Source organism: Streptosporangium sp. NPDC023825, assembly GCF_040639575.1.
Lineage (GTDB): Bacteria > Actinomycetota > Actinomycetes > Streptosporangiales > Streptosporangiaceae > Streptosporangium.
The window spans coordinates 1-25,624 of the sequence record NZ_JBFAAE010000068.1 but is presented as its reverse complement, the minus strand read 5'-3'; the positions used below and the strand labels follow the sequence as shown (position 1 = coordinate 25,624).

Sequence of the window (25,624 nt, the reverse complement as noted above, 5' to 3'; positions counted from 1 at the left end):
AAGGGACTCATCGTGTCGACCGCGTCCGCCAGGGCTCTGGAGCACCCCGCGTGCGGGGAGATCCGTCTGGAGGGCGTGCTGCACGCCCTGTCCGACCCGATGCGCCTTCGGATCGTGCGCTTTTTGTGGCAGCTGGAGGAGGACGAGGAGGCCCCCTGCTCGGCGATCGACCTGGCGGTCACCAAGTCGACCACCACCCACCACTTCCGGGTGCTGCGCGAGGCGGGCGTGATCAACCAGGCCTACCGGGGCACGGCCAAGATGAACGCGCTGCGCCGGCGTGACCTCGACACGCTCTTCCCGGGGCTTCTCGGCGCCGTCCTGGCCGCCGACGCGCTCCAGTGCGAGCGCGACGGCTGACCACCGGCGCCCCGGCGGGCGGCGACCGGCCCCGGCGCGATCGGGGGCCGGATCGGGTGATTCCGGTGCGATCCGGCGGCCGGATCGGGCGGTTCCGGTGCGATCCGGCGGCCGGATCGGGCGGTTCCGGCGTGATCCGGCGGTCGAGCCGGGTGGTTCCGGCAGGGCGGGACGTGCCCCGCCGGGCGGTTCCGGCCAGACCGATCGGATCGGACGGGCGGAAAGACCTCGAGACGGAGTACCGTCCTGTCATGTGCCGGAGTATCAAGACCCTTCGTGAGCCCTACGCCAGCGACGTGACCGACGACGACGTGCGAGCCGCCGCGCTCCAGTACGTCCGCAAGGTATCGGGCTTCCGCTCCCCGTCGACGCGCAACGCGGAGGCCTTCGAGCGGGCCGTCGAGGCGGTGGCCGCCGCGACCCGGACCCTGCTCGACGATCTCCAGCTGAAGCACGTCTCCCGGGACTGACCTCGGGCGACCGGAGACGGCGGAAGGCGCCGGCGAGGACGGCGGGAAACGAGGACGCCCCGCCGTGGGGCACGTACGTTCCCGCGGTGAAGGCGGGGCACGTACGTTCCCGCGGTGGGGGCGGGGACCGCGCCCGCACCGGGAAACCGGGACGACAAAGAGTCCCGGGGGACAGTAGGTTTACCCCCGAGGGGCGGCTCCTGGACGTGCTTCCTTCTTCTCATGCATAGGGCTTTAGCGCGTCCGCTCTCCGCCCCTCCTCGCGTTCTTCGGGCAGGGATGTCCGGCAGGGAACTCCGACAGGGAGGGGACACGATGGACAGGACCGCCGAGATCCTGCTGCGGCGGCGCCGGCTCGTGCTCCCCGCCCTCCTCCCTCCCGGGGAGGCCGCGATCCCTCCGAGACGCTACTTCCGCAAGCCCCGCGGCTCGCGGTGGATCGCCGGGCCCGACCTCGCGCTCGGCGTGCAGGTGCTGGAGACCGAGCTCCTGCAGCACGGCTTCCTGATGTCGGCCGCGCTCAGGGCCGAGTTCGGGCGGATGACGGCCACCGGCCTCGGCCTGGCGGGCCGCGGGCTCCTGCACGCGCTGCGGAAGGAGGCGGGCGACCACGTGGAGCACGTGCCGCTCTTCCGCCACTTCCCCGAGAGCGTCCCCGCCGACACCGCCGAGCTCTACGTCCGCAGGGTGTTCACCGTCCTGCTGCAGGAGCCCGAGCAGCCGTGCGCGCTGTGCGGGCGAAAGGACACCGTGCACGCGGTCTCCCCCTGCGCCCACCTGGTCTGCCACGCCTGCTGGGACGGCTCCGACTACGCGGGCTGCCCGATCTGCCACCGCAGGATCGACCCGGACGACCCCTTCCTGCGCCCGGCCGACGTCCCCGCGGCCCGGACCGCGGCCGCCGCGCCCGACGCGGCCCTCACCCGCCGCCCCCTCGGCCTGCTCTCGTTCCGCGACGACGTCGCCGCGGCCGCCAGGGAGGTCGCCGTCTCGCTGCTGGAGCGCCGCACCCCCCTGTCGGCGGCCGACCGCGAGGACGTCACCGTGCTCGTCGGCGACCACCTGCCGGAGGCGGCGGGCTGGCTGCCGGAGAGCATCCCGGTCCGCGAGACCAGGGCGGCCGTCCTGGCGACGCTGCTGCCCCGCCTCTCCCCCGCCGCCGCGCGCGACCTGCTCGACCTGCACGCGGACACCGCGACCGACGTGCTGCGCCTGCTGTACGCGCTCATGGGCGGCGACCCGGGCCTGCGCACCAGGCCGCCGCGCCGCGTCTCCCTGCCCCGCCCCGTACGCCGCGTGCTGCTGGCCCGCCTCGACTCGCTGCCCCTGCGGTACCTCGTGGAGGACCTGCGCCGCCACCCCGAGGCGTGGAAGCACATGGCGGAGACGCTGCACCCGCACGAGTTCCACCGGCGCCACCCCACGGCGGCGCTGGCCTTCGCGGCGCTGCGTGGCACCCCGCTCACCGGCGCGTTCGGACGGGCGATGCTGGAGCATGCGGCCGGGCATCCCGACGTGCTGCGCGTGGACGGCGGGCGGTTGCGCGCGGAGACCTTCGCGAGCCGGGTGGAGGCGGCGCTGCGCGCGGGCGAGCCCGCGCTGCCGCTGCTCGCCGCGAGGCCGGGCGAGCTGGTACGGCGACTCTTCAAGCTCCTGTCCAGCGGGGAGAAGGGCGTCGCCGAGGCGACCACCGCCGCCGCGCCCCGGGTCGCGCCCGGGGTGCTGATCGCCGCCCTCGGCAGGCTCCGCACGCCGGTCGGCGGGGCGCGCGCCTTCCTTCCGCGCGGCGACACCGCGCGCGCCTGGGTGCGGCCGGACGATCGCCCCCAGCTGCCCGAGGACGAGGTCGTGCCGGTCGTCGCGGCGCTGACCGGCGAGATGCTGCGCCGCGCGGGCGCGCTGCCCCCGCTGGGGCGGGTGCTACTGGACGAGGGGCTGGCCGACCTGGTCGCGCCCACCTCCGAGCGGTCCGCCTCCGGTTCCCTGGTCAGGATCCCGCGCGGCAGCGTGCAGCCGCTCCCCGGCGGGGAGCGGATCCGCCTGTTCCTGCACTGGGCCGAGCCGCCGGGCGAGCGGATCGACCTCGACCTGTCGGTGATCCTCTACGACACGCACTGGCAGTACGTCGGTCACTGCGACTACACCAACCTGCGCCTGGGCGGGGCCGCCGCCGTGCACTCCGGCGACCTGACCTCCGCCCCCGAGCCGCTCGGAGCCTCGGAGTTCGTCGACCTCGACCTCGCCGCGCTGCGGGCCCTCGGCGGGCGCTACGCGACACCGATCGTCTTCAGCTACAACGACGTGCCGTTCGACGATCTCTTGCGGGGTTTCGCCGGGTTCATGGACCGGCCGGAGGGCCTGTTCGACCCCCGGGCGGTCGAGCAGCGTTTCGATCTGACCGGCTCCGACAAGATCCGGTCTCCGCTGGTGGCCGACCTGTGGTCACGCACGATGCGCTGGATCGATCTCGGCCAGGCCAGTGAGGGTTACGGGCACGACGCGCTGGGCTACGGCTCGCATCTGGCCAGGATGTACGCCGCGATCGAGGACTCCTACCTGCGGGCCGGGCACGTCACCCTGTGGGAGGTGGCGTGCTGGCACGCCGCCGCCCGCGCCGGCGAGGTGCTGGTCCGCCGCCTGGACGGCTCGGTCTCCCGTTACGCGCGCCGGGCCGGCGAGGACGTCGCCGGTCTCGTCACCAGGCTGATGACACACGATCACGACGGTCCCCGGCAGGAGCCGGTGGGCGATGTGGACCTCGCCGTGCTCGTCCACGCGGACCTGGACCTGCCCGAGGGGTCCCGGCTCTGCGCGCTCTACCCGTGGAGCGCGGACGCGAGCCGGGTGGAGCTGCTGGACGCCGCCGACCTGGTCGGCGCCCTGGCCCCGGACACCTCCGGCTGATCACCGGTCCGGCCGTCCACCGGTTCCGGCGCCCGGGCTCCGGCGCCCCCCGGTTCCGGCGCCCAGGCCTCGGGCGACCGTCTGCGGCCGGGCGCCCGGACCGGCGACCGGCCCCGCCGTGCCCGGTCGCACCGGGCGGTCCCGCCTCGGGCGGTCGTGTCGCCGGACGCCGCTCCCGCCCCTCGGCGGCGGTCAGTCGCGCGTGGTCGAGGAGCGGAAGAGCCTGCTCACGAACATGACCACCACACCCACCAGTCCGATGATCAGAGCCCACTTGAGGAGCGTGAAGAGGAAGCCCAGAACCGAGCCCAGCAGGAGGAAGCCGATCAACACGGCCGCCACGATCAGAAGAATTCGTCCCATGCGTTCCACGCTAGACCCCCGCCGGGCCCGGCGGCGGGCCGGAGCTCCGATGCCAGGGACAAGCCAGGGTTTTCCCTCATGACCGCCCCGCCCTCCGAGGGCCGGAGGCGGGGTTTTCCATGATGGGGTGCCGGTAAGAACGCTGTCATGAGCCCCAAGCGGCGTTGATCTTGTTGTGACCTGCGTAGGTGACGCTGACCGGGCACGACACGCCCCCCGCTTCATATCGACGGACTCCTCGAGCACTGGACGATCCTGGATGAGGAACGCGAGCTCATCGCCGGAAAGCGCGGCGCAACGCGGCTCGCGTTCGGGATCTTGCTGAAGTTCTACACGCGGCACAGCCGGTTCCCGCGAGGGCGCTCTGAGCTGCCCGATGAGGCCATCGAGCACGTCGCCAAGCAGGTCAAGGTCCATGCGTCGGAGCTCGGGCTGGGTTTCTCCAGCTTTGCGTCGTGGCTTCGTGGCTGCGCTTCCTGTGGCGTTCGTGTCCGGTCGAGCGGGAGCCGTCCTGCCGACTATGGGAGCGCCCTCACTGCCGGCACCCCTCGCATGGCGTCAAGCCCGAACCTGGAAACGTTGTCCGTGCGCGCAACCTTCCTGACCCTGCGCGCATGATTTGCAATGCCGGCGATGACCACCAGGACGACTGGAAGACCGCGAAGGAACGAGCAGCCGGCACCACACCGCAGACCGAGAACAGATCAGCATAAAAGATCAGCAACAAACCACGAAGCGAACATCGCATCACCGGCAACACAGAGAAGAAGATCACCACAGAGTGCTAGGCACATAGGCGTCAATCAGGAGAGCCGGCTCCAGGACTCGCGAGCCCCTTCGGAAGTCGTTAAGTGCCGTCACTTCGTGACGACACGAGCGCCGGGCCGTGAGCTCATGTTCGCCATGATTCCAGGCTCCCCAACATTCCGGTCAGGAAGTGACCGGAATTGACTCTAGCGTTGCTTTCGTGAACGACACAGCGGAAAGAACGCAGATGAAGATCTTGGTGACCGGGGCGACGGGAATCGTCGGCCGCCACGTGGTGGAACAGCTCGTGCAGGCGGGTGTGAGCGTGCGGGCGCTGACCCGTAACCCCGCGGGGGCCAAGCTGCCGCCCCAGGTTGAGGTGGTCGAGGGCGACCTGACCGCACCCGCGAGCGTGGCCGCCGCGCTGGACGGCGTGGAACGGATGTACCTGTTTTCGGTGGAGGAGGGTGCCCGCGAGATCCTCGCGCTGGCCAGGCAGGCGGGAGTGAAGCGCGTCGTGGTGCTGTCGGCGGCGTCGGTAACCGCCGGCCTGCACACCAGCGGGGTGGAGCAGGCGGCGGAGGAGTCCGGGCTGGAATGGACGCACGTACGGCCGTGCGGGTTCATGGCGAACATGCTGCAGATCTGGGCGCCGTCCATCCGGGCCGAGCGTGTGGTCCGCTACCCGTACGCGGACGAGCCGATGAACCTGATCCACGAGGCCGACATCGCCGCGGTCGCCGTCGCCGCGCTGCTGCAGGACGGCCACCATGGCAGGGCGTACACCCTGACCGGGCCGGGGCTGGTCACCGTGCGCGAGCAGGTGACGGCCATCGGCGAAGCGCTCGGCGAACCGGTCCGCTACGAGGAGGTCAGCCGCGAGCGCGCCCGTGAGCTGATGAAGGCACAGGGAGGGTTCGCCGCCGAGTCGGCCGACCTGATGCTGGGCTTCGTCGAGTACAGCGGCGACGCCGCGACCGGCGACGACGGCTACGCCGACCAGGACTGGTCGGCGCTGATGCGGGTCTGGCCGGACGTGGAGCAGGTCATCGGCCGCCCCCCGCGCAGCTACGCCGAATGGGCCCGCGACCACCTCGCCGACTTTCGCTGACCGTCATCGACCTGCCTCACGTCCCCTCCCCTCGAACGGGACGCCCACCTCCGAGATGATCCGACCGCGTGTGCGACCGTCGGGGAAGGGCCGCCACCCCTCGGCGGTGACCGTCTTGCGCATGCTCCGCGAGCACGCCGCCGCAGCGGCGGCCGAGGGCTGACCAGTGGTTAGGACGGCTTCAGGTGGCCCCGTTTGACGGCTTGACCTGGACCCATTTGTTGATCACTGGGTGAAGAAGCGACGGCTTGAAATGGCCTCACCCCGATGGGATGTATCAGGCCAGCGGGACCGTGTCAGCTCTCTGCATGTTCGGTGAGCCTGATCCGCACCTGATGGTTGTGCTCGGTATGCCAGATGACCTCGCCGGTCACGAAGGCGCCCAAGCGAGGGAGCTCAAAATCTGGAGGCATAGCGGTGATCTCAGCAAGGCCGATCGCCTCGGGCGTGCCATCGATGCGAAGAAACACGCCGAAGGGCTGCCGGCCGATAACCATCCCGGTCACCCGAGTCCCGATAGGCAAGGCTCGACACGTAGCGGACCAGGATGCCCGGGCCCCTCTCCCGATCTCGACGCCGTCATCCGGCCACGAGTACTCGGTCATGTCCTGATCTTGCCGTTGCCGGCCCAACTCCGCAACGCACCTGGCAATTCCTTCATGACAGGGATAACAGGACGATCTTTAGACGCATCGAATCAACAGGGCTATGTCCGCCTGGATGAGACGGAATGTCTGTGGTCTCGGAGGCTGCCGACCCCGAACCCCCGCCCCGCGAGGGCATCGCCCGCTGGCCGGGCGCGACGGCGGGCGTGGTGGGGTGGGGCGGGCGACACCCTCGCCTCGATGGGCGAGACAAGGGGGTGTCGGGTTGGGTCGGACCGGGGCCAGCCGCATCGGTGCGACTGGTGTGCGTAAGCGGAGGGTGCGCGCCTACAACGTCGAGCGCGACGCCTACGCCTGGTGGCCGGCCGAGCATGAGCGGATGTGCACCCCCGGTGAATGCCGCCGCAACGTCACGATCGTCGGCCAGGGCCGGCTGATCCTGGCCGGGGCTCCCTCGCACGCGGACCGGGCCGGCTGCCCGCGCGACCACCGCGGCCGCGCCGACCACCAAACCGCTCGTGCTCACCTGCGCATGCAGCGCGACGCGGCCGCCACCCGAGCTACCCCCTCCCCGCCCGGTGGCCGTCGCGTGACCATGACGGGTGTCCGCGCCGACCGCGAGCGGAAATTTCTTGATACTTCATGTTCTTCCGGTCAACCGGGGGTGTGGCCCAGGGAGTGTCAGGGGTGGCTTTCACCGACGAGAGGAGACCGGGTGGATGAGGATTTCGTGGACTTCGTGCGGCACCGGGGTGAGCACCATCTGAGAACGGCGGTCCTGCTCACCGGGGACTGGCACACGGCCGAGGACCTGGTGCAGTCCTGCCTGGGCAAGCTGTATCGGGTGTGGCATCGGCTGGATACCAGCAGCGAACCGGACGCCTACCTGCGCCGCATCCTGGTCAACACCCATCGATCCTGGTGGCGTGCCCGGTGGCGCCGTGAGGTCCCGCGCGCCGATCTGCCCGACCTGCCCGGTCTCGGGGACGTGGGAGAAACCCGGGCGGTGGCCGAGGACGTCCGCAATGCGCTGGCGAGGCTGCCGGTCAGGCAGCGGACAGCTCTGGTGCTGCGCTTTTTTGTGGACCTGTCGGAGACGGAGGTCGCCGAGCTGATGGGCTGCTCGGCGGGAACGGTCAAAACCCACACGCATCGCGGCCTGCGGGCGATGCGCCAGATGATCTCGCCAGACATCGTGGTCAACCGAACCGAGGCGCAGGGGAGTGAGATCCGGTGAGACACCACCACGAGGAGCCGTTCATGAACGAGAAGGAAATCCGGGCACTGCTCGTCAGGGCCACCGAGGATCGCCCGGCGGGCATCGACCTCATGCCGGCCATACCGGCGGTATCGGCACCGGCGACGCAGAGGCGGGGACCGGTCCGGGTCCTGGTCTCGATCGCCTCGGTGGGCGTCGCGGCCGCGGTGGGGGTGATCGCGCTGCTCCTGCCGGCGGGTCAGCCCTCGGCGCAGGCCCAGGTGGCCGCCGCGGCCGAAAACACCAGCCGGGAGAGCTACCGGATCCACGGCACCAGCGGTGCCAAGACCTTCGACGGCGCCTTCGACCCTGCCCAGCGCGTGGGCGTTATCACCAGGGCCGGGGACGGGGCCGAGACCCGGTTCGTCGGCGACCTGATGTACGTCCGCCAACAGCGTGAGGCCAAGTGGATGGTCTCCCCGCGCATCGAGGAGGAGTTGAAGAGCGCTCCGCAGGCCGTCGCCCTGGTCAAACTCGCTCCACTGGACCCTCAGGCGGCCTTGCAACGACTCCGTTCGGCCACCGACGTCCGTGAGAACGGCTCCACCTCCGGTCAGGGCTGGACCGGCCAAAGGTTCACGTTCTCGCTGAAGGATGACGGCGAACCCGGATTGGAGGCCGTGGACACGTCGGCGGAGATCACAGGAGCCGTGAACGTGGACGACCAGGGACGCGTCCGGCGTCTGGAAGTCGCCTTCGGCGACACCGGCCAGCGAAACGTCCTGGACTTCGAGGACTTCGGAACCCCGGTGACGGTCACGGCCCCGCCCGCCGACCAGGTGGAGCAGCTACCGGCCGGCAAGCAGGACCACAAGGTGGACCGGGTACCGGCGGGCACGCCGGACCGCAATCCGGCCGATGAGCCGATCGTCAAGAACCCCTGACCGCCCCGTCCGGCACCCGCTGGCCACGTATCGGTTCTCGGCGCCGGCAGAAGCTGAGGGTCCGGTGGGAACGGAACGGTGAGTCCGGGTTGGTGTCACATCCGTTGACGCTCAAAGCATGATCGCCGGTTGTGAAGGCGTCGTCAGCACGTCAGGACCTACTTCCGGAATCACTCGATTCCGGAAGTAGGTCAGCCACCGGCTTCTGGAAACGCGCCTGAAGACGTAGCGCGGAACCCACGGAGAGCTTCCGGAAACACGACTGTTGCGCCTGGCGACACACCGGCTCGCGGCGATCCTGTCCACGGACGTGACGCCAATCCGGGCTCACCGTTCTGCTCCTACCGGACCCCCGGTTTAAAAGTTTTGAGAGGGGTCCTACGCGCGGGCGCGGGAGACCTCAGGCGCGGGTGAAGTCCTCACCGCAGGCGCCGCAGCCGATCGTGCCGCGCTCCCAGGTCGCCGGGGTGACCTGCAGCCGCCGGGGCGGCTCACAGCCGCAGACCACAGCGAACCGGGCACCGTCGCGGCCGCGGCCCGGGGAAGCCGAGACGTTCTTCTCCTGGAGGTCGTCGTCGACCGCCTCGCCGATCAGGTCGGCCAGGGCGCCCGGGTCGTCGGCGAGGTCGTGGCCGGCGCCGTCCTGGTTGCCGCTGGCCATGAGCGTCCGGACCCGCTCGGGGCTGTTGAGATAGGGCAGGCGCTCGGCGTCCAGGGCGCCGATCTGCCCGGCGCAGACGGCGGCGGTGGCGTCGGTGATCGTGCAGGCGCTGAACCCGAGCATTCGGTGAAGAAAACGTCTCCGCCGCCGTCAGCTGGCGCGGTCGAGGATGTTCGCGCAGGCCACGGCGTACCGTTCGCGGATCGCCGGCACGGCGTCCGCCTCGTGCGTCTCAACCTGCCCGATCGTCCACGACGGCGGTCGCTGCCCGCCCGACAACACCCAGGCCGCCTGACGGGCGGCACCGTCGGCGACGTACTCCCCCAGCGGCGGGACGAGCACGGGGCGGCCGAAGACCGTGGGAGCGATCCGGCGCACCGCCTCCGAGCGGGCGCCGCCTCCGACCAGGATGACCCGGTTGACCGTCATGCCCTGCGCGATCATCGCGTCCAGCCCGTCGGCGAGGGCGCACAGCATGCCCTCCACCGCCGCACGGGCCAGGTGTGCGGGGGTCGAGGTCCGCAGGGTCAGGCCGTGCACGGCTCCGGTGGCGTGCGGGCGGTTCGGTGTGCGCTCGCCCTCCAGGTAGGGCACCAGGACCAGCCCGTCGGTGCCCGGCGGTGCGGACAGCGCCAGCGTCGACAGCCCCGCGTGGTCCACTCCCAGCATGGTCGCGGCCGCGTCCAGCACCCGGGCGGCGTTGAGCGTGCACACCAGCGGCAGGAACCGGCCGGTCATATCGGCGTACCCGGCCACGATCCCGCTCGGGTCGGCGGCCGGCACCTCGGAAACGGTGGACACTATGCCGGAGGTGCCGATCGACACGATCACGTCACCCGACTCGGCACCGACACCCAGCGCCGCCGCGGCGCAGTCGCCGGCGCCGGGGCCCAGCGGCGCGCCGGTGCGCAGGTGCCCGGCCTGACCGGTCGGCCCGAGCACCTGCGGCAGCAGCACATCGTCGCGGCCGAACGCCAGCCGCAGCAGGTCCAGGCGGTACTCATCGGTCGCGGCCGACCAGTATCCGGTCCCGCTGGCCTCGCTGCGGTCGGTGCGCAGCGCATCGAGGCCCGGCGCGCCGGACAGTCGCCAGGTCAGCCAGTCGTGCGGCAGACACACCGCGGCTGTACGGGCGGCGTTGCCCGGCTCCGCCGAGGCCAGCCAGCGCAGCTTGGTGACGGTGAAGCTGGCCACCGGTACCAGGCCGACCGCCTCCGCCCATGCTCGCTGTCCCGCCTCGCCACCGCCGAGATCCGAGATCAGGTCGGCGGCGGCGCCGGCCGAGCGGGTGTCGTTCCACAGCACGGCGTCCCGGACCACCGCGCCGCCCTCGTCCAGGCACACCATGCCCTGCTGCTGCCCGGCGATCGAGGCAGCCGCCACGTCGTCCAGTCCGCCGGCCTGTGCGACCGCGTCGGACAGTGCGGCCTCCCACGCGGCCGGCGGCACGGCGGTGCCGACGGGGTGCGGTGCGCGACCTTCGCGCACCAGCCTCCCGGTCTCTGCGTCGCGGATGACGACCTTGCACGACTGGGTCGACGAGTCGACCCCGGCGACGAGGGGCACCGGTCCTCCAGGGGTTGTCGAGTGCGGTTCAGGTGGCGCGGTTGGCCGGCAGGGGACGCGGACCAGATGGCCGGCCGCGAGCCGGTCGAGCGGATGAATCCGAGGCCCTCGGCGCCGACCGTGTCCAGGGGCGAAACTCTAGAACGCTTAATTTATTTGTTGACTGGCTGAATTATCTCGGCTGCGCCAGGTGCGTTGTCAAGATCACGACGCAGTCCGTGGCGGGCCACCGAAGTCGATCACCAGCGACGCGCTCCGATCACCATCCCCCATGCCGTGCTCCCCCCGGCCCCTGCTCCTGACGACGAAAAACCGCCCCTGATCCTCACGGAACCTCGGCCATCGGCCGGGGTTCCCCGTCTTCAGGCTCAAGGGCGTTCATCTAACGGTCGTTAGATGAACGCACCGGACACGGCTACGGAAGGTCGTTTGCGTCCGGGATCCACCGCGCCCGGATCTGTCGGGCGGCGTCCAGCGCGGCCCGTCCTGCCACGTGGACGTCGTCGCGGTAGCCGGTGCGCACCGTGGCCCAGTCGGCCAGCAGCGCGGCCAGGGTGTCGGTCGCGTCACGTCCGGCGTGCACGCGGCCGCCGCGACTCCACGTACGCAGCGCCTCGGCGCGGTCGCCATCGCGCCAGTGGGCCAGGGCTTGGCGCTCGATCGGGTCGCGCTGACGCCGGTTCTCGCCGAGCACCAGGCCGTCGACTTGCCGGTGGAGGGCGGCGAAGGTGCCGCCGGCGCCGATCGCGCGCAGCTGCAACGGGTCGCCGATCGCCACCACCTTCGTGCCGGTACGGTGCGCCTCACCCAAGACCACCGCCAGGTCGCGGTCATCGACCATCGCGGCCTCGTCGACGACCAGGACGTCGACGCCGTCCAAGCCGCGGCCGCCGGAACCCTCGGGGTCGGTGATGCGCTGCATCCAGGTGGCAAGGGTGTACGCGCCGATGCCCGATTCGGCGGTCAGGTTCGCGGCCGCCACCGCCGCCGTCGCGGCGCCGGCTACCACCAGGCCGCGGCCTTCCCACCCGGCCCGCGCGGCGGCCATCAGCATGGTCTTGCCCGCGCCCGGAACACCGATCAGCGCATCAACGCCGTGGCCGTCGCCGAGCAGGCGGTCCAGGGCAGCGCGCTGGGAGGGAGAGAAGGTGAGGTTGTGGGCGACCTCGAAGGCCTCGCGCGACAACGCGATCGCCGCGGTGTCCAGGAGGGCGGCGCCTTCGGCGTAGCGCTGCCGGGTGATGCCCAGCACCTGCTGCTCAGCTTCGAGGATGTCGGTGGAGGTGTAGCGGGCGGAGTTCACCAGGTGCCGCGCCCCCGCGTCGGCCAGGTGCACGGCGGGCTCGTGGGCCAGTACCGCGTCGGTGAGCACCTGCAGGTCGGCCAGATCGGCGACACCATCAGGGCAGGCGTCGGCGACGGCGGCCAGGACATCGGCGTGGCTGACGGCCTTGGTGTGCGCGGTCAGCCCGCCGCCGGGGCGCCAGATCCACTCCGCGATCTGCTGCGCGCTGGGCCGGGGCGGGAGGCCTTCGCCGTGGTGGATGCAGCGGGCCAGCGTGCTGGTGGCGTCGATGCCGTCGGCGGCGCACTGAGCGTGCCAGTCAGCGCGCCGGTCCCCGTCCGGTAGCCGGTGCTTGGCTTGGCGGCTGGTGGCGCTGGCCACCTTGCGCGCGTGCGGGTGCGCCTCGTCGTAGGTGAGGCCGTGTTCGGCGAGCAGTTCCTTGATCTGGCCGTCGCGTTTGAAAAAGCGGGTGCGCATCTCCTCGTCGATGCCGACGATTTCCCATGCCCCGGTGTGCGCGTCGCGCTCCCAGCGCACCCCGAGGTCGACGGTCAGGCGGCGTCGCAAGCGGGCCTTGAGGAAGGCATCAGCGGCGTGGGCGTGGTGGTGCAGGTCCTTGCCGCCGGCCGCGATGGCCGACCATTTGCCGTCGACTCCGCGCACCATGTTGGCGATCGAGACATGGGCGTGCAGGTGCGGATCAGGCATGGCGTCGCCGACGGGGCGGGCGGTCTGGTGCCACATCATCCACCCCAGCAGACCACCCGTGGGCGCGCGGTCGGCGAGCCGGCCGTCGCCCTGGTGGCCACGCTGGCCGTAGGCGACCCATTCCTGCACCGCGCCGACGGTCTCGATGACCGAGGCGGTGAACACCTCGTCGACGACCGCGGAGGCCACTGGGTCGCCCAGGCCGTGCAGCACGCTGACGCTCTTGGCAAGGTCCAAGGTGAGGTCATATCCGCGGTTGCCGACGCGCACCCGCGCCTCGCGCCAGCGTCGCGCCTCGGCCAGCTGCTCGGAGTCATAGACGGCCGCCAGGTCCACCCCGGCGGCCTTGGCCAGGCGGCGCGCGTCGTCGTAGGGGATCACATAAGCCTCGCCCTTGCGCCGTACCCCGCGCGCCAGCCGCACCGCGCGCTTGGCCATCTCCTTGTTACCGGCCACCAGGGCGGCGACGCCGCGCTCAGCCGCGACCTTCTCCAGCGCGTCGACCAGCGGGCCGCCGGGCAGCATCGCGCGCGGGTCGACCGCCTGTTTGGCCTTCATCAGCACCTGGCCGGTGTGCGGGTGGCGGCCGTCCATGAGGGCGCGGGCTGCCTCGTGCTGGTCGGCGGTGAGCGTGGTGCCGGGAGTGAGGCCGACCTCGCGCAACCCGTCGCCGATCCACATCAAGGGACGATCCCCGGCCAGCCGGTAGGAGATCTGCCCGCCCTTCTGACCGCGCACGAGGTGGTGACTCTGACAGCCGGCGCCCTCCTGCAGGCGGTAGTCGACCTGCGCCTGGTCGGGGCCCAGCGTGCTCACCCACGCCACCTCGGATCACCCCCCTCACGTCCGCCCAGCTCGGCGCCGGTTCCTGCGGCCGCAGGCCGTCCGTATCGCCAGATACCTTGGGCCCAAGATCCTTTTTTCTGTGATCTTTGTGTTGTGGCGATGAGTCTGACAAATGGTTCATATAGTGTCTACGGGTTGTCCTGCTCTGATGGTGTTTTACTGATTGCTTGATGCTGTTGTTGTGCTCTTGATCGTTGGTCGTTGTCATGGCTCTTGTCATGTCGAGTGTCGGACTGGTTGCCTTCGCCGTACCGCTCGCCGGGCTTGTGCGGCGCTCGGTGGTGGGGCCGCTCTGGCAGGGTGGGGGGCCGTGAGTAGTGACGAGCAGCATCTGGTTCCGGCCTCGCGTCGCCGCGGCGGCCTGGCCGCCACCCGCGGTGGCCACCAGGAGAGCGAGCGGTCGTTCTTCTGCCGGATCTGCCAGCGCGCCGAACGCGGGGTGTGGGTGCCGGCGGGCTGGTATCTCCTCGAGCGCGCGCCGGGCGGCAAGGGCCGCCACATCCGCCTTGGCTTGTACTGCAGCGTCGCCTGCCTGGTGCGCGCCGGGGAGATGCTGGAGGCCGGGGCGGCCGAGCACGCGGCCCGGATGGACCTGCCCACCGAAGAAGACCGGCGCCGCGAACGCGCCCGCGTCGTCGAGGTCGCCCAGACGCTGCTCTCAGGGGGGCTGACGATCCGCCAGGCCGCCGAGAGCTTGAACGTGGAGACCTTCACCCTGAAGACGTGGCTGAAGGAAGCCGGCATCCAGATCAGCCCAGCCGTGGCCGCGCCGGTGACGGCGGGCTCGCCAGGGTCGTCGGCTGGGACGGGTTCAGGGGAGCGTCATCCGGTGAGCGTGTTGAACGAGCTGACCCAGCAGAGCCGCATCGAGGCGGTCGCCTGGACGCTGGAGTCGACCGGCCCGTCGCACGCGCCAGCGTTCACCGCGACCGCCGCCACCCGCCTGCTCGCCACCGGCACGCCCGTGCGTGCTGAGGGGAGCGGGGCCAGTAAGGCGACCGCCCGGTCGGCGGCTGCGGCCGCGCTGCTGGCCCGCCTCGACGTGATGTGACGGCCGTGGCCGGATAACGCTGCTGATCAGGGAAGATGTACCGGCTCCGCACCGTATCGGCATGCGGCGACGCATAAGCGCCCGCCGTCGACAACAGGCAGTCCGCCAGCCTCGATGGCCGGGGCGTCCGCCGGAGCCGCCTGCCGGGCGGCAAAGGCCCACAACCGCTCCTGCAGCGCCTCCTCCTCCGCGCGGCGGGCCACGGCTCGTTCGGCCAGGTGTACGGCGAGTTCGGCCAACTCCGTGTTGACCGCGTCCTTGTCCCACGCGGCGCCGTCCCACGTGGCGGAGCCGAACAGGTGACGGGCCCGCTGGTACTTTCAACCCTTGAGATGCTTCAGCGCTCGCAGGTGCTCGACGACCCCGTCCGGGCCACCACAGTCTTCTGGCGGGCAGGTCCGGCTGCCCGCCGTGCAGCGCGGGTAAATCGTCGTGGGCGCCCCCTGGTAAATTTTCTCTACCTCGATGTCGTGCTCCCAGCAATCGCCGAAGTCATACCGATAAGCCAGCCGTTCTCCGACCTGCGGCAGCAAGGCGGCCAGGGTCGCGTTGGCCTCGTTACCTGGCGGCGCGGTAGAAGTAGCGGGTGTGCTCGTCGGTGAACCAGTCCTCTCCCAAGTGAACGCCGGTGATCCGCTCGGCCAGGAGGAAGGCATGTGTCAGCCAGACCCCGAACGTGACCTTGTCCAGCAGACCGAGGCCCGCGAGATGCCGTTCGAGAGGGCGCGTGTCCCCCTCAGGGTCGTCGTGCCGGACGAGACGGCACACGAGCTCGCCGTCGCGCGCGTAGAAGAACGAGCAGTACGACCCGTGGCCCACGGTGAGGCAACAGGCCTCCCCTGCGACCGAAAGCGTTTCGAGCTTGCGGCGTCCTGCTGAGGCCAGCGGCTCCAGGACGACGAGCCACGCCCCGGATTGCCCGATGAGCAGCGGATTCGGCCCTTCGCCTGAGACCGTCCGCTCGTAGGACTCGTCGTAGGCGTCCTCAAGGACTCTCGATGCGGCCGTCGACGGATCCGCGCCGAGGATCTCCGCCAGCTCGTCGGCGTCCGTACCCGGCACCCATGTGACACAGATGTTGCGCATCTGGAAGTCGTACGATTCGAGCAGGTGTCGGTAGGAGGATTCCACCGCGTCGGGCACTGCTTCCTCCAATGAAAGGGAGCGGCGGCCGGCTCCCGCGGGAATGACACCGATGTCTCGCGGAAGACCGGCCGACGCCGAGGCTTTTATTCAGGAATCTTTACATAGAAGCGTTCGAACGGGTGCTGCTCATCCGCACCCGTCTCGGCGTGGTAGCCGAAGACGCGGAAGTCCTGGAAGAACCCATCCGAGCTTGCTGCCGACCGACCGGTTGTGGCCTGCGAGCACGTACTCGACTGCCACGTTGCGATCCGTGTCGTCCCCCGCCGATCCTTCGTGTGTCGCGGCAAAGGGATACTCGTCACAGTCGTGACCGGACGGCTTGGGCAAATTCAGTGTCCTGAGCATCTGAGCACAGTAGATTTTCGACTGATCCCGGTTCTCATCGTCCCTGTCTTCGCTGGTGACTTTGTAGGTGAGATCCGGAGCCACATGTTCGCGAGCGGAGAGCCACCTCAGCCGAAGCGTGGGCTCGTATCGACGAGTTTTGGAGCCACCTCGCCGAGCTGTTCGGCGGCGCCAGGCTCGCGTCTCTCCTCGTTGACTCGTTGCCCCGGCCGGAGCGGAGCGGCAGGTCTCCGGCTCGCCGGTCATGGTCCGTCGAGCACGTCGGGCTCGACCACGTCCGCCGACCGCTGACGGGCAGTGGCCGCCGGCTCCCGATCTCACCGACATTTCTGAACGAGGCAGATCACCAAGTGGCTTTCAAAGTCGTCGACATCTGGCTCTCGAAGTCAGTGACGTAGCCATCTGATTTCGTTCGCGAGAACGGGAGCCAGATGTTCGCCACTTCCGGCGCCACTTCCCAGGCACGCCGCACGCGAATGTTGGCGGGAAAGAGCGCCACTTGTTGACCATGGCCGGAGTTGTGCCGAGGTCAGCACAGCTAATCAGGTCGCTCTCCGTAGATAGAGGTCGCGCCAACGCAGCCTGGGCCGATGCGCCCTTCTGCCGAGATGAGTGTGCATCGACTAGGCGATGTGGTAGCCGATTCCGGGCGTTGTCGCGATGACCGGCGGGTCGCCGAGTTTGCGCCGCAGCCGGCCTATCGTCACCGCGACGGTGTTCGTGAACCGGTCGGCGTTTTCGTCCCATACCTGTTCGAGCAAGGTTTCGGCGCTCAGAAAGCCAGGGCTGGTCCGTAGCAGCGCCTCCAGCACGGCGAACTCCTTCACCGAGAGGACCAGTTGTCGCCCGTCGCGAACGGCGATGCGGCGGACCGGGTCCAGTTCGATCCCGGCCGCGCGCAGCGTCCGGGGCCGCGCGTCAGGCTTGCGGCGGGCCAGGGCGTGGACGCGCAGGACGAGTTCCGGGAAGTGGAAGGGCTTGGCGAGATAGTCGTCCGCGCCGAGGGTCAGCCCGCTGACCCGGTCGCCGGGCGCGCTCGCCGCGGTCAGCATCAGCACCATCGGCCGGGCCGCCCGGTCCGTAATCATTTGGCACACTGTGTCACCGTGCAGGCCGGGCAGATCCCGATCCAGGACCACCACGTCGTACAAGGCGAGGTCGAGCTTGGCTGCGGCGGCCAGCCCATCGTGGGCGAGGTCGACGGCCATCCCTTGGTCGCGCAGCCCTTCGGCGATCACCTCGGCCAGGGCGTGATCGTCTTCGACGACGAGGACCCTCATGCCGCCACCGGCACCCTGGCAACCGGAAGCATGATTGACACGCGCAGGCCACCCCCGGGTCGGGCGAGCAGCACGAGCCGGCCCCTGTGCGCGGCGGCGACCGCGGCCACAATGGACAAACCCAGTCCGGAGGAGCCGGTACGTTCGACCCCGAGCCGCTCGAACGGCTGCGTCAGCCGGTCGGCCTCCCGCTGGTCGAGGAGGCGCCCGCCGGTCTCGACGGCCAACACCCTCTGCGCCTCGCCCGCGGACCCAGTGATCTCGATCCATCCGCCGTCCTCATTGTGCGTCACGGCGTTGTCCACGACGTTGCCCACAAGCCGCGCCAGCAGTGCCGGGCTGCCCTGGATCGCCATCCGCGGTGGCACGTCCACCGTCACGCTCAGCCCTTTGGCCCGCATGTCGGCAAACCTTTCGCGCAGCGCCGCGCCGATGAGGTCGCCAAGCTCGACCGGGACGGTGTCCGCAAGCGCGCCGTGCTGCGCCCGGGCCAGCACGAGGAACCCGTCGAGCAGGTGATCGACCCGATCCAGCTGCGTACGCACCCGGTCCGCAAGCGTCACCGTCGAGGCGGCCGGGTCGGGTTTGGCGACCGCGACGTCCAGCGACGCGCGCATCGTCGCCAGCGGCGTGCGCAGCTCGTGGGAGGCGTTGGCGACGAAGCGGCGCTGCGCGGCGAACGACGCCTCCAGCCGTTCGAGCAGCTCGTCGATGGTGTCGGCGAGGTCTTTCACCTCGTCGGCAGGGCCGGTGACGGCCAGCCGCCGGTCCAGGCTGTCGGCGGAGATGCGCCGCGTGGCGCTCGTGATGAGTCGCAACGGCCTCAGCACGCGCCTGGCCAGCACTCGCCCGAGCAGCAGCGAAACGACCGCCATCACGGCCAGCGCAATCAACGCGCCGGCCAGGAGCTGGCGGGTCTGCTGCTCGTGCACGGCGGCCAGCTGCTCCTCCAGCTGCCAGATGCGCTGCTGCGCCTGGCCGGAGGGATCCCCAGCGGGGCCGTTGCTCTTGCGGTCACGGGAAAACAGGAAGGTCAGGCCCAGCAGGCCGAAGCCCGAAAGGAGGAACACGACGGCGTACAAGATGGTGAACCGTAGCCCGACGGTCCCGCTGCGCAGCCCGATCACGCCTCCAGCATGCCCTGGAGGACTTAACAACAGCATGACAACGCCGCTTCGGGCCGCGTTATGGGCCGATCTGTAGAACCGACGCCATGTCAACGACCCAACCCATGCGATCCGAGTGGACCGCGTTTCGTCGCCCGGGCAGGCTGATCGCCCTGGCCGCCGCCGGGCTCATCGTGATCGCGGTGGGCCTGCTGCTCGCCGCCGGCAACCGCTCGCACTGCGGCGGTCCCTGCCCGGAACTTGTCTCTGGCGGCGGAGTCGTCGTCAGAGACAAGTTCTCGTTCCTCCATCGCGACCTGGGTCGCGAGGGCAGCATCACGGTCCGGCTCACCTCGATGACCGGGACGATCACCTATCCGCCGCCGAACCACGACCAGATCGTGCCCGGGCTGGTGCCGTGGGCGAAAGCCGGCATCCTCATCAAGGACGGTGTGCGGCCGGGCTCGCAGTACGCGGCGCTCCTGATGACCGGCAGCCACGGCGTACGGTTCCAGTACAACTACACGCACGACCTCGCCGGACGCGCCGGTGGCGTCTCGGAGCAGTCCCCTCGCTGGCTGCGCCTGACCCGCTCGGGCGACAACATCACCGGCGCCGAGTCCACCGACGGCAAGCAATGGCACAACGTCGCCACGTCGAAGCTCCACGGGCTGCCGGAAAACGTCCAGGTCGGCCTCTTCGCCACCTCCCCCAACGACCTCACACTCCGCAAGGTCGGTCTTGGCGCCACCATGGGGCAGGCCCGGCACACCCAAGCCGTCGGCGTCTTCGACAACGTCACCGTCGACGGTGCCGCCACTGGCAAGTGGCACAGCGAACCGGTCGGCGGCGAGATCAAAACGGACTGGGAGAGACAGCACCCGTCGGGAGCCGTGGAGAAGGACGGCGCCATCACGGTCAGCGGCAGCGGCGACATCAGGCCGCACAGCGACGAAAGTGTCAAGACCCTCCTGCTCGGGCTCCCAATCGGCCTGATCATCGTGCTCATCGTCGCGGCCCGCCACGGCACCCGCACAGCCCGCCAGACGCCATCCCGGCGAGTGATCGCCGCACGGGCGACCATCCTCGGCGCGGCGACCTTCGCCACCGGCCTCGTGGCCGTCGGTATCCTCGTGCCGACGGGTATGGCGATCCTGAAGGGCAACGGCATCGCGGTATCGCCGCTGCCCTTCCTGACCGGCACCCGCGTGGTCGCCGGCCTCGCCGTCGCGCTCGCCCTCTGCGCGATCCTCACCTTCGGACTCGGTCTGCGGCTGCGCCGCGGCTGGACAGCGATCCTCATCGGACTGTCACTGATCGCCCTGCCCTACACGATCGCCACGCTCCCGCTGCTGCCCGACCCCTTCTCGCAATGGTTGCTGCGGCTCACCCCCGCCGCCGGTTTCGCCGTCCAGCAGACGATGACAGAGTACCCGCACGTGACCGCGCACTACGCGCTGTCGGCAGGCTACTTCCCGCTCCCCTGGTGGGCCGGGCTCGCCCTACTCGGCGCCTACACACTGATCGTCATGTGGATCGCCCTCGGCCGGAAACCAGTCGCGGACACCGACTGGCGATAGCGGACGTGCGAGGCAGCAGGCCCCGCACCGCGTCCAAGACTCCATAGGACGACTACGCCGTCAGCGTCAGGAGGCACCCACGACCAAGGGCAGACCGGTTCGCGCGGCGCCGCTGGCGGAGCTTGTCCGAGCCAGCCACCCAAGCCGCAGAGCACGGCACTCTCATGCCGCGGACAACGCCCACGAGGATCTCCACGGATCGTCACCATACGTGAATGGAGAGCCCAGTCGGCGGCGGGTAAGCCGTCCCAACCGGGGTGGCACCGAAGCTCATGAAGATCGGGATGGGCAAGATCTTGCCGGCGCCGGAACTCCGCGACATCTGGCGCCGGACGTGGCGAACAAAACCAGTGGTCATCGGGTGCACGATCTCGTAGCCGAGTTTCCGAGCTTCTTCATAGGCGCCTTCGATGTCATCTGTCACATGACAGTGGGCCCGGACACCGATCGGTGTCCGGGCCCACTGCTGTAGATCAGGTCAGTAATCCTCTTCGTCTGTTCGGTGCGGGCATTCCTTGACGATCGCTTCCATCCGGCGGAGCACCCCGGGCAGCCAGCGGTCATGCCAGTCGGCGGCATCGCGCGGCCGCCGATCTTCGGGCAGGTAGGCGTTGTGCCACTCGTTGTAGAGCCAGGCCAGTTCGTGAATGATCGCCCGGTGCTGTGTCCAGCAGTCCGGCATCTGCCCCTCTGGCAGGTAATCGGAGTACTCGGCGACGAGGATCTCCATCACCCAGCCGTGCAACTCATTCAGCCGGGCGTGCCGTTCTTGGCCGCGCACGGTGACCACGGCCCAGGTGGGCACCGGGCCCGCCGCGGTGCGCAGCGCGGTCAGCTGCTCGACCACATCAGACCGGCCGGTGACCTGCTCGGCGAGTTCGGCCGCCGTAGCGACGGCCGGGCCGAGGTCGTCGACCCGGGCCGCGAGCATGCTCACCTGCTCGGCGACCTTGCCCATCTCGACCGCGAGCACGGCCAGGGTGTCACGATCGCTGCCCGGTCTCATCGCTACCTATCTTCCTTCCTGCGGGGGGATGTCCCACGGGCGAACCGGCCGGCCCTTGATCGGGGGAATCTCGCCGGTAGCCGCCGGCCGGGCCGGACGAGCGAACCCGGGCAGCGGCGGAGCGGTGGCGGTGTTCGGCGGCTGGCGGCGCCGGGCGGCCAGCTCATCGCGCGTCGGCTGCACCGCGGCCGCTGGCCGTCGCGACTCGCGCAAGAGGTTTGGGTCCGGTACGGCGATCTCGCGTTCGATCACCCCGGGCAGCCGGATCGGCTGTGCCCAGGACTGCGAGTACAGGCCGAGCCGGATCCCGGAGCCCGCCGCGTACGACGCCCACGACGGAATGGGAATGGGTGTGACGTTGGCGACCTCATCGAGCTCCATGCTCAGCGGCGGATCCAGGCGCCCCGCCGGAGAGGTCGAGCCGATCAGCACCGCCTCATGTTTGAGCTCGGCCAGCAGCGCGCACAGCAGCGGCGGGATCGTACTGCCCGCCTCCGCCGAGGCGACCAGATAGAGCGTGTCGCGCGAGTGCAGGAAGTCGACAATGCGGAACTCATCATCATGGGTGCGCGGCGTGAGCGCGGTGACGATGTCCGGCGACAGCATGAAGGCGAGCACTTGGGTGCAGGTGGTCGCGATGGAGTCGCGGGTGCGCTGGTTGAGGTCGTAGAACTCGCGCAGTGTCCGGGCCGCGAACTGAGCCGCCGCCTGATGGCGGGTGAGGATCTCGATCGGTTTGCATCAATATGATTAATTACGTGGTGAATTGTGCCATTCTCACGCCGGTCGTGATCACCTGCCGTGGTGGGGATTCGTCTACGTAGCGGCCTCGGGCGTGAAGACGCGGGCGAGGAAACGTCGAGGGTCGCGGGCCTCGAAGGAGCCTTCCAGGGATAGGGCGGTGGCGATCGAGCATCCGCTGACTGCTCCCGGGATCTCGGGGATCAGTACTGTCGGACCGAAATCCGGCGTTTAAGGGGGTTCGATCGTTGGTCAGGGGCCGCTGCCTTTCCTGCGGCCCGCACACCGCCCGCGCCCGCCTCGGCTACGACCGCGCCCATGTCCTGCTCGACAAGTACCCCGGCCCGTCCAGCGGGGTTTTCACCGCGGGAGTTCGTCCGTCCACTCGGTGGTCACCGAGGTGTAGGAGTCGCTTATCGTCCCGCCCCCTTCGGCGGTCAGCAAGATGTTGGCACGCACCACCCGGGCGGCCTCGGGATCGACGACCATCTTGATCTCCAGGCTCCCGGAGAGCGAGATCAGCAGTTCCTGCCCGCCCTCGACCGGCCCCGCGTTCTTGACCCCCGGCGTCGCGGCGAGGGCCTCGAATGCCGCCGAACGGACCTGCGCCGGCGTCGGCAGCTCCGTGATCAGGGTGATCAGCGGGGAGACGAGCTCGCCTTGCCGATCGGCGGGGAACATGGCGCTGTCATTCCGGGGAAGCCCGGCGATGCGCTCCTTCAGCTTCTCCGGATCCGATGGAAGCCCTTCGAGCTCCTCGAAACCGATCTCGGCGCCCATGAGCCTGAACGGGGCCGGGTCCTCGACGACGGCGCCGGGAGCGGCGTACGGCTCGTTCCTGGACCAGCGGTGGCCGTCGCGGGTGGTCCAGCTCTCCTGCATCTGGGGCCCGTCCGGGCCCTGGAATGTACGTGTGATGTGCCAATAGGTCCCCGTGCCCTGGGGGATGTGCTCGGCGCTGGCCGCGGCCATGAGTAGGACGTCCCTGCCCGAGAGCGGCGTGGCGGCGGGCGGAACCAGGTTGGTAACGATCACGGCGACGGCCGCTGCGGCGGCGACCGCCATGCCCAGCACCGGCAGGAGCCGGCCGTGGCGCCCGACGGCACCTGCCCGCCACGGCAGGCGCCGGACACCCTGGGGACGGACAGGACGCGTTTGGGGAGCGGCTGTGGCGGGGTCCTCAGCTGTGATCAAGATGAGTAGCGTTTGTGCCTCCGCGTCGGAAGGGTGGCCTCCCGGCTGTCCGGGCGCGACCCGGGCCAGCGCCCTCGTCATGGCGTCGATCTCGTCGGTGTTCTTCACAGCGACCTCTCCGCCGGGGCAAGCCGGCTTTCCGGGGTTGAACGGATGCCCGCCTCGGTCAGCGCGCGGGAAAAGCGCCGGCGAGCGCGGTGGAGCCTGACGCGTACGACGTTGCGCGACAGGCCCAGCGCCGTGGCGATGTCCTTGTGGTCGAGGCCCTCCCAGGCGACCAGCGCCAGCAATTCCCGGTCGCCGTCGGGCAGGGCCCGAAAGATCTGGGCGATCGCTTCCCGTTGGAGCCTGCTATCGGGAGAATCGGCGTAACGGTCGGCCATCTTTACATCGAGCTCGGCGCTGCGGGCCTTGCGGCGACTCTCGCTACGGTGGTGGTTGGCCAGCACGTTGCGTGCCACGCCGTAGAGCCATAACGTGGCCTCTTCCCCTGACGGCAGATCGTCCATCCGCCGCCAGGCGATCGTGAAGGTCTCCGCCACCACGTCCGCAGCATCCTGCGGCGAGTCGCAGCGGCGCACGGCATACGCTGTGATCTGGCCATATGTCTCCCGGTAGACGGCCTCGAATCTGGCCAGCCGTTCGTCAGGCACGAGCGGTTCCCATGAGTGATTCCTTAGTCAGCACGAAATACAGACATGCCTCCTATGTGTCGAGCGAGCCCATCATTACGCGCCAACCTAAAGAAGTTTCAGCGTGTTGGTGTAGCACAGAAGCCGTGTACCTCGGGTTCTCGGAAACGCTCCATTCTCAGAGCAAGATCAAAAAGGGTGGTCCAGAGATCGCGAAGTCCTGAATCGGTTCGCAGAACCCGTTCTCACGCAAAGATGGGTTCGGAGTACTTCTGAGAATCGTTTGCGACAGCATCCGCAGACATGGCCGTCCCTCAAGAGACTGTCCCGAGCGACGCCGACGACATCGAGCGCCACCCCTGCCCGCGCTGCACGGCCGAGCCCGGCTCGCCGTGCCGCGCGCGCTCCGGCGCGGTCGCCGGCACCTACCACACCGGCCGCTTCACCAAGGTGGGCCGCCTGGCCAAGCTCCTGCGCGTGCCCACACCCGCCGACCGTGGACCCGGCCAGCCGTGGCGCCCCGGCACCCCGGTCCCGCCCGCCCTCGCGCCGGACACCCCGACCGCCGACATCCGCATCGGCTACGCACGGTGTAGCTCGCTCACTCAGGAGCTGCAATCGCAACTGGACACGCTGTCAGCGCACGGCATCGGCCGCGAGAAGATCTTCTCCGAGAAGATCAGCACGCGGGTGCGCGTCCGGCCCCAGTTCGAAGCCGCGCTCGCGCCGGCCCGCCAGATCAAGGCCCACGCCCCGCACTGCCGGGTCATCTTCACCGTCTACGAGATGAAGCGCCTGGGCCGCGACGCCGCCGAACTCACCGCCCTCGCCGACCACCTCACCGTCCACGGCCTGGTCCTGGAAATGCTCGCCGGACCCCTGCCCGGCATGTACGACCCCAGCGGGCCCGGCCGCCTGCTATTCGCCTTCTTCGCGGCGATGGCCGAGACCGAGCGCGAGAACATCCGCGAGTCGACCCTCGAAGGACTCGACGCAGCGGCCCGCAAAGGCAAGCATGGCGGCCGGCCACCCGTCATCACCGACGACATGCTGCACACCGTGCTCCGGCGCCGCGCGAACGGTGAGTCGGTCGAGCAGATCCAGCCCGACCTGATCATCCCCACCGGCAAGCGCAAGGGTCAGGCCCCCAGCGTCGCGAGCATCTACCGCGCGCTCGCCGAGCACGAGAAGCAGGAGGCCTACCCCGAGGCCGTCACCCAGGCGCACGCCGATTTCGCCGGCATCCACGACGCCGACGACATCCCTCGCCCCCGTCGAGCCCGCATCCGGCGCCCGGACGATCCGCTCACCCCCGAGGAAGCCGAGCTTCGACAGCCTCTGCAGGACCAGGTCCTGCATCCTGCCCATCGGGCCGACCCCGGCGGAGGATCAGGAACTACCCCGCAAACGCTGTGAGTAGCCGCTCGCGCTGCGCCTCCTCAAGTCCGCCGACGCGTCGCTTCACCTCGACCCCGCACGTCGCCAACAACGCGGCGACCTTCGCCGGTCCACCACGTTCTCCCGTGATCAGATCACGTTCCTCGTCCAGGATCGTCCAGTGCTCGACCAGTTCGTCGATGTCTGTCGGAGCGCGCGCCATGACCGCTCAGCATTAACGAAACAGGCAACAAAACAAGATCACCCTGGTTTGGGGCTCATGACAGCGTTCTTACCGGCACCCCAAGTCGCACCCGACGAGGAAACCCGGGACGTGAACTTGGGATGAGGCGCGTTATCCCCGGCGTGCCAGGCGCCGCTCAGTCGGCCAGGCAGAC

The 25,624-nt window shown here is 69.8% G+C and carries 26 protein-coding genes; 10 read left to right on the top strand and 16 right to left on the bottom strand.

Annotated elements, in window-relative coordinates; translation table 11 throughout:
- Positions 1-12: 12 nt before the first annotated feature.
- From AB0G15_RS36945 to AB0G15_RS36935, 3 genes are all read left to right on the top strand, one after another.
- Entirely contained in the window at positions 13-360 is a 348-nt protein-coding gene (locus AB0G15_RS36945) for a helix-turn-helix transcriptional regulator (protein WP_362849346.1), read from the top strand.
- A gap of 251 nt (positions 361-611) precedes the next feature.
- Positions 612-830 carry a DUF2277 domain-containing protein gene (locus AB0G15_RS36940; protein ID WP_362686632.1) on the top strand — a complete coding sequence of 73 codons (219 nt, stop codon included), beginning with the start codon at positions 612-614 and terminating at the stop codon, positions 828-830.
- Positions 831-1,145: 315 nt separating this feature from the next.
- A complete protein-coding gene (locus tag AB0G15_RS36935; protein ID WP_362849344.1) occupies positions 1,146-3,734 on the top strand; it encodes an MXAN_6230/SCO0854 family RING domain-containing protein in 2,589 nt (862 codons plus the stop codon).
- A 192-nt stretch (positions 3,735-3,926) separates the two neighbouring features.
- Here the strand turns inward: AB0G15_RS36935 and AB0G15_RS36930 are convergent, their stop codons facing one another.
- Positions 3,927-4,097: a hypothetical protein gene (locus tag AB0G15_RS36930; protein WP_362849342.1), complete on the bottom strand. Its 171-nt coding sequence runs from the start codon at positions 4,095-4,097 to the stop codon at positions 3,927-3,929.
- Between the two features lie 225 nt (positions 4,098-4,322).
- Here AB0G15_RS36930 and AB0G15_RS36925 point away from each other — a divergent pair, with 225 nt between their 5' ends.
- Together AB0G15_RS36925 and AB0G15_RS36920 are read left to right on the top strand one after the other, a co-directional pair.
- Entirely contained in the window at positions 4,323-4,715 is a 393-nt protein-coding gene (locus AB0G15_RS36925) for a DUF4158 domain-containing protein (protein ID WP_362849402.1), read from the top strand.
- A gap of 376 nt (positions 4,716-5,091) precedes the next feature.
- Complete coding sequence (locus AB0G15_RS36920; protein ID WP_362849339.1) at positions 5,092-5,955, top strand: NAD(P)H-binding protein; 864 nt, start codon at positions 5,092-5,094, stop codon at positions 5,953-5,955.
- Between the two features lie 296 nt (positions 5,956-6,251).
- Here AB0G15_RS36920 and AB0G15_RS36915 read toward each other — a convergent pair whose 3' ends face one another.
- Complete coding sequence (locus AB0G15_RS36915; protein WP_362849337.1) at positions 6,252-6,461, bottom strand: hypothetical protein; 210 nt, start codon at positions 6,459-6,461, stop codon at positions 6,252-6,254.
- A gap of 403 nt (positions 6,462-6,864) precedes the next feature.
- On the opposite strand from AB0G15_RS36915, the gene AB0G15_RS36910 reads away from it, so the two are divergent.
- Together AB0G15_RS36910 and AB0G15_RS36905 are read left to right on the top strand one after the other, a co-directional pair.
- Complete coding sequence (locus AB0G15_RS36910; RefSeq protein ID WP_362849334.1) at positions 6,865-7,797, top strand: SigE family RNA polymerase sigma factor; 933 nt, start codon at positions 6,865-6,867, stop codon at positions 7,795-7,797.
- A gap of 23 nt (positions 7,798-7,820) precedes the next feature.
- Positions 7,821-8,702 (top strand): hypothetical protein, encoded by an 882-nt coding sequence (locus tag AB0G15_RS36905; RefSeq protein ID WP_362849331.1) that lies wholly within the window; start codon positions 7,821-7,823, stop codon positions 8,700-8,702.
- A 400-nt stretch (positions 8,703-9,102) separates the two neighbouring features.
- Here the strand turns inward: AB0G15_RS36905 and AB0G15_RS36900 are convergent, their stop codons facing one another.
- The 3 genes from AB0G15_RS36900 to mobF all read right to left on the bottom strand — a co-directional run bounded on the left by AB0G15_RS36900 (position 9,103) and on the right by mobF (position 13,738).
- Entirely contained in the window at positions 9,103-9,486 is a 384-nt protein-coding gene (locus AB0G15_RS36900) for a hypothetical protein (protein WP_362849329.1), read from the bottom strand.
- 27 nt (positions 9,487-9,513) lie between these two features.
- Positions 9,514-10,929, bottom strand: a complete 1,416-nt coding sequence (locus tag AB0G15_RS36895) for an FGGY-family carbohydrate kinase (protein WP_362849326.1) — start codon at positions 10,927-10,929, stop codon at positions 9,514-9,516.
- Positions 10,930-11,344: 415 nt separating this feature from the next.
- Entirely contained in the window at positions 11,345-13,738 is a 2,394-nt protein-coding gene (gene mobF, locus AB0G15_RS36890) for a MobF family relaxase (protein WP_362849324.1), read from the bottom strand.
- Between the two features lie 340 nt (positions 13,739-14,078).
- On the opposite strand from mobF, the gene AB0G15_RS36885 reads away from it, so the two are divergent.
- Positions 14,079-14,819, top strand: a complete 741-nt coding sequence (locus AB0G15_RS36885; protein WP_362849321.1) for a putative dsRNA-binding protein — start codon at positions 14,079-14,081, stop codon at positions 14,817-14,819.
- A gap of 320 nt (positions 14,820-15,139) precedes the next feature.
- On the opposite strand, the gene AB0G15_RS36880 is transcribed toward AB0G15_RS36885, so the two are convergent.
- From AB0G15_RS36880 to AB0G15_RS36860, 5 genes are all read right to left on the bottom strand, one after another.
- Complete coding sequence (locus AB0G15_RS36880) at positions 15,140-15,352, bottom strand: plasmid pRiA4b ORF-3 family protein (RefSeq protein ID WP_362849318.1); 213 nt, start codon at positions 15,350-15,352, stop codon at positions 15,140-15,142.
- A 25-nt stretch (positions 15,353-15,377) separates the two neighbouring features.
- Entirely contained in the window at positions 15,378-15,962 is a 585-nt protein-coding gene (locus tag AB0G15_RS36875) for a DUF6461 domain-containing protein (RefSeq protein ID WP_362849315.1), read from the bottom strand.
- A 691-nt stretch (positions 15,963-16,653) separates the two neighbouring features.
- On the bottom strand, positions 16,654-16,809 hold the full coding sequence (locus AB0G15_RS36870; protein ID WP_362849313.1) for a hypothetical protein: 156 nt from the start codon (positions 16,807-16,809) through the stop codon (positions 16,654-16,656).
- 124 nt (positions 16,810-16,933) lie between these two features.
- Complete coding sequence (locus AB0G15_RS36865; RefSeq protein ID WP_362849310.1) at positions 16,934-17,590, bottom strand: response regulator transcription factor; 657 nt, start codon at positions 17,588-17,590, stop codon at positions 16,934-16,936.
- A complete protein-coding gene (locus AB0G15_RS36860) occupies positions 17,587-18,717 on the bottom strand; it encodes a HAMP domain-containing sensor histidine kinase (RefSeq protein ID WP_362849307.1) in 1,131 nt (376 codons plus the stop codon). Before AB0G15_RS36860 ends, AB0G15_RS36865 begins: the two co-directional genes overlap by 4 nt.
- A gap of 86 nt (positions 18,718-18,803) precedes the next feature.
- Here AB0G15_RS36860 and AB0G15_RS36855 point away from each other — a divergent pair, with 86 nt between their 5' ends.
- Entirely contained in the window at positions 18,804-20,276 is a 1,473-nt protein-coding gene (locus tag AB0G15_RS36855; protein WP_362849304.1) for a hypothetical protein, read from the top strand.
- 202 nt (positions 20,277-20,478) lie between these two features.
- Here the strand turns inward: AB0G15_RS36855 and AB0G15_RS36850 are convergent, their stop codons facing one another.
- From AB0G15_RS36850 to AB0G15_RS36830, 5 genes are all read right to left on the bottom strand, one after another.
- Positions 20,479-20,700: a hypothetical protein gene (locus tag AB0G15_RS36850; protein ID WP_362849301.1), complete on the bottom strand. Its 222-nt coding sequence runs from the start codon at positions 20,698-20,700 to the stop codon at positions 20,479-20,481.
- A gap of 54 nt (positions 20,701-20,754) precedes the next feature.
- The gene (locus AB0G15_RS36845) at positions 20,755-21,282 is read right to left on the bottom strand and encodes a hypothetical protein (RefSeq protein ID WP_362849298.1); all 528 of its coding nucleotides are present in this window, start codon (positions 21,280-21,282) and stop codon (positions 20,755-20,757) included.
- 6 nt (positions 21,283-21,288) lie between these two features.
- A complete protein-coding gene (locus tag AB0G15_RS36840) occupies positions 21,289-21,900 on the bottom strand; it encodes a type IV secretory system conjugative DNA transfer family protein (protein ID WP_362849296.1) in 612 nt (203 codons plus the stop codon).
- Positions 21,901-22,383: 483 nt separating this feature from the next.
- Positions 22,384-23,325 carry a hypothetical protein gene (locus AB0G15_RS36835; protein ID WP_362849293.1) on the bottom strand — a complete coding sequence of 314 codons (942 nt, stop codon included), beginning with the start codon at positions 23,323-23,325 and terminating at the stop codon, positions 22,384-22,386.
- Positions 23,322-23,870, bottom strand: a complete 549-nt coding sequence (locus AB0G15_RS36830; RefSeq protein ID WP_362849291.1) for an RNA polymerase sigma factor — start codon at positions 23,868-23,870, stop codon at positions 23,322-23,324. The genes AB0G15_RS36835 and AB0G15_RS36830 overlap by 4 nt, the downstream gene beginning before the upstream one ends.
- Positions 23,871-24,152: 282 nt before the next feature.
- Here AB0G15_RS36830 and AB0G15_RS36825 point away from each other — a divergent pair, with 282 nt between their 5' ends.
- Entirely contained in the window at positions 24,153-25,265 is a 1,113-nt protein-coding gene (locus tag AB0G15_RS36825) for a recombinase family protein (protein ID WP_362849289.1), read from the top strand.
- Here the strand turns inward: AB0G15_RS36825 and AB0G15_RS36820 are convergent.
- Complete coding sequence (locus AB0G15_RS36820) at positions 25,246-25,449, bottom strand: hypothetical protein (protein ID WP_362849287.1); 204 nt, start codon at positions 25,447-25,449, stop codon at positions 25,246-25,248. The two genes, AB0G15_RS36825 and AB0G15_RS36820, sit on opposite strands and share 20 nt — an antisense overlap.
- Between the last annotated feature and the right edge of the window lie 175 nt (positions 25,450-25,624).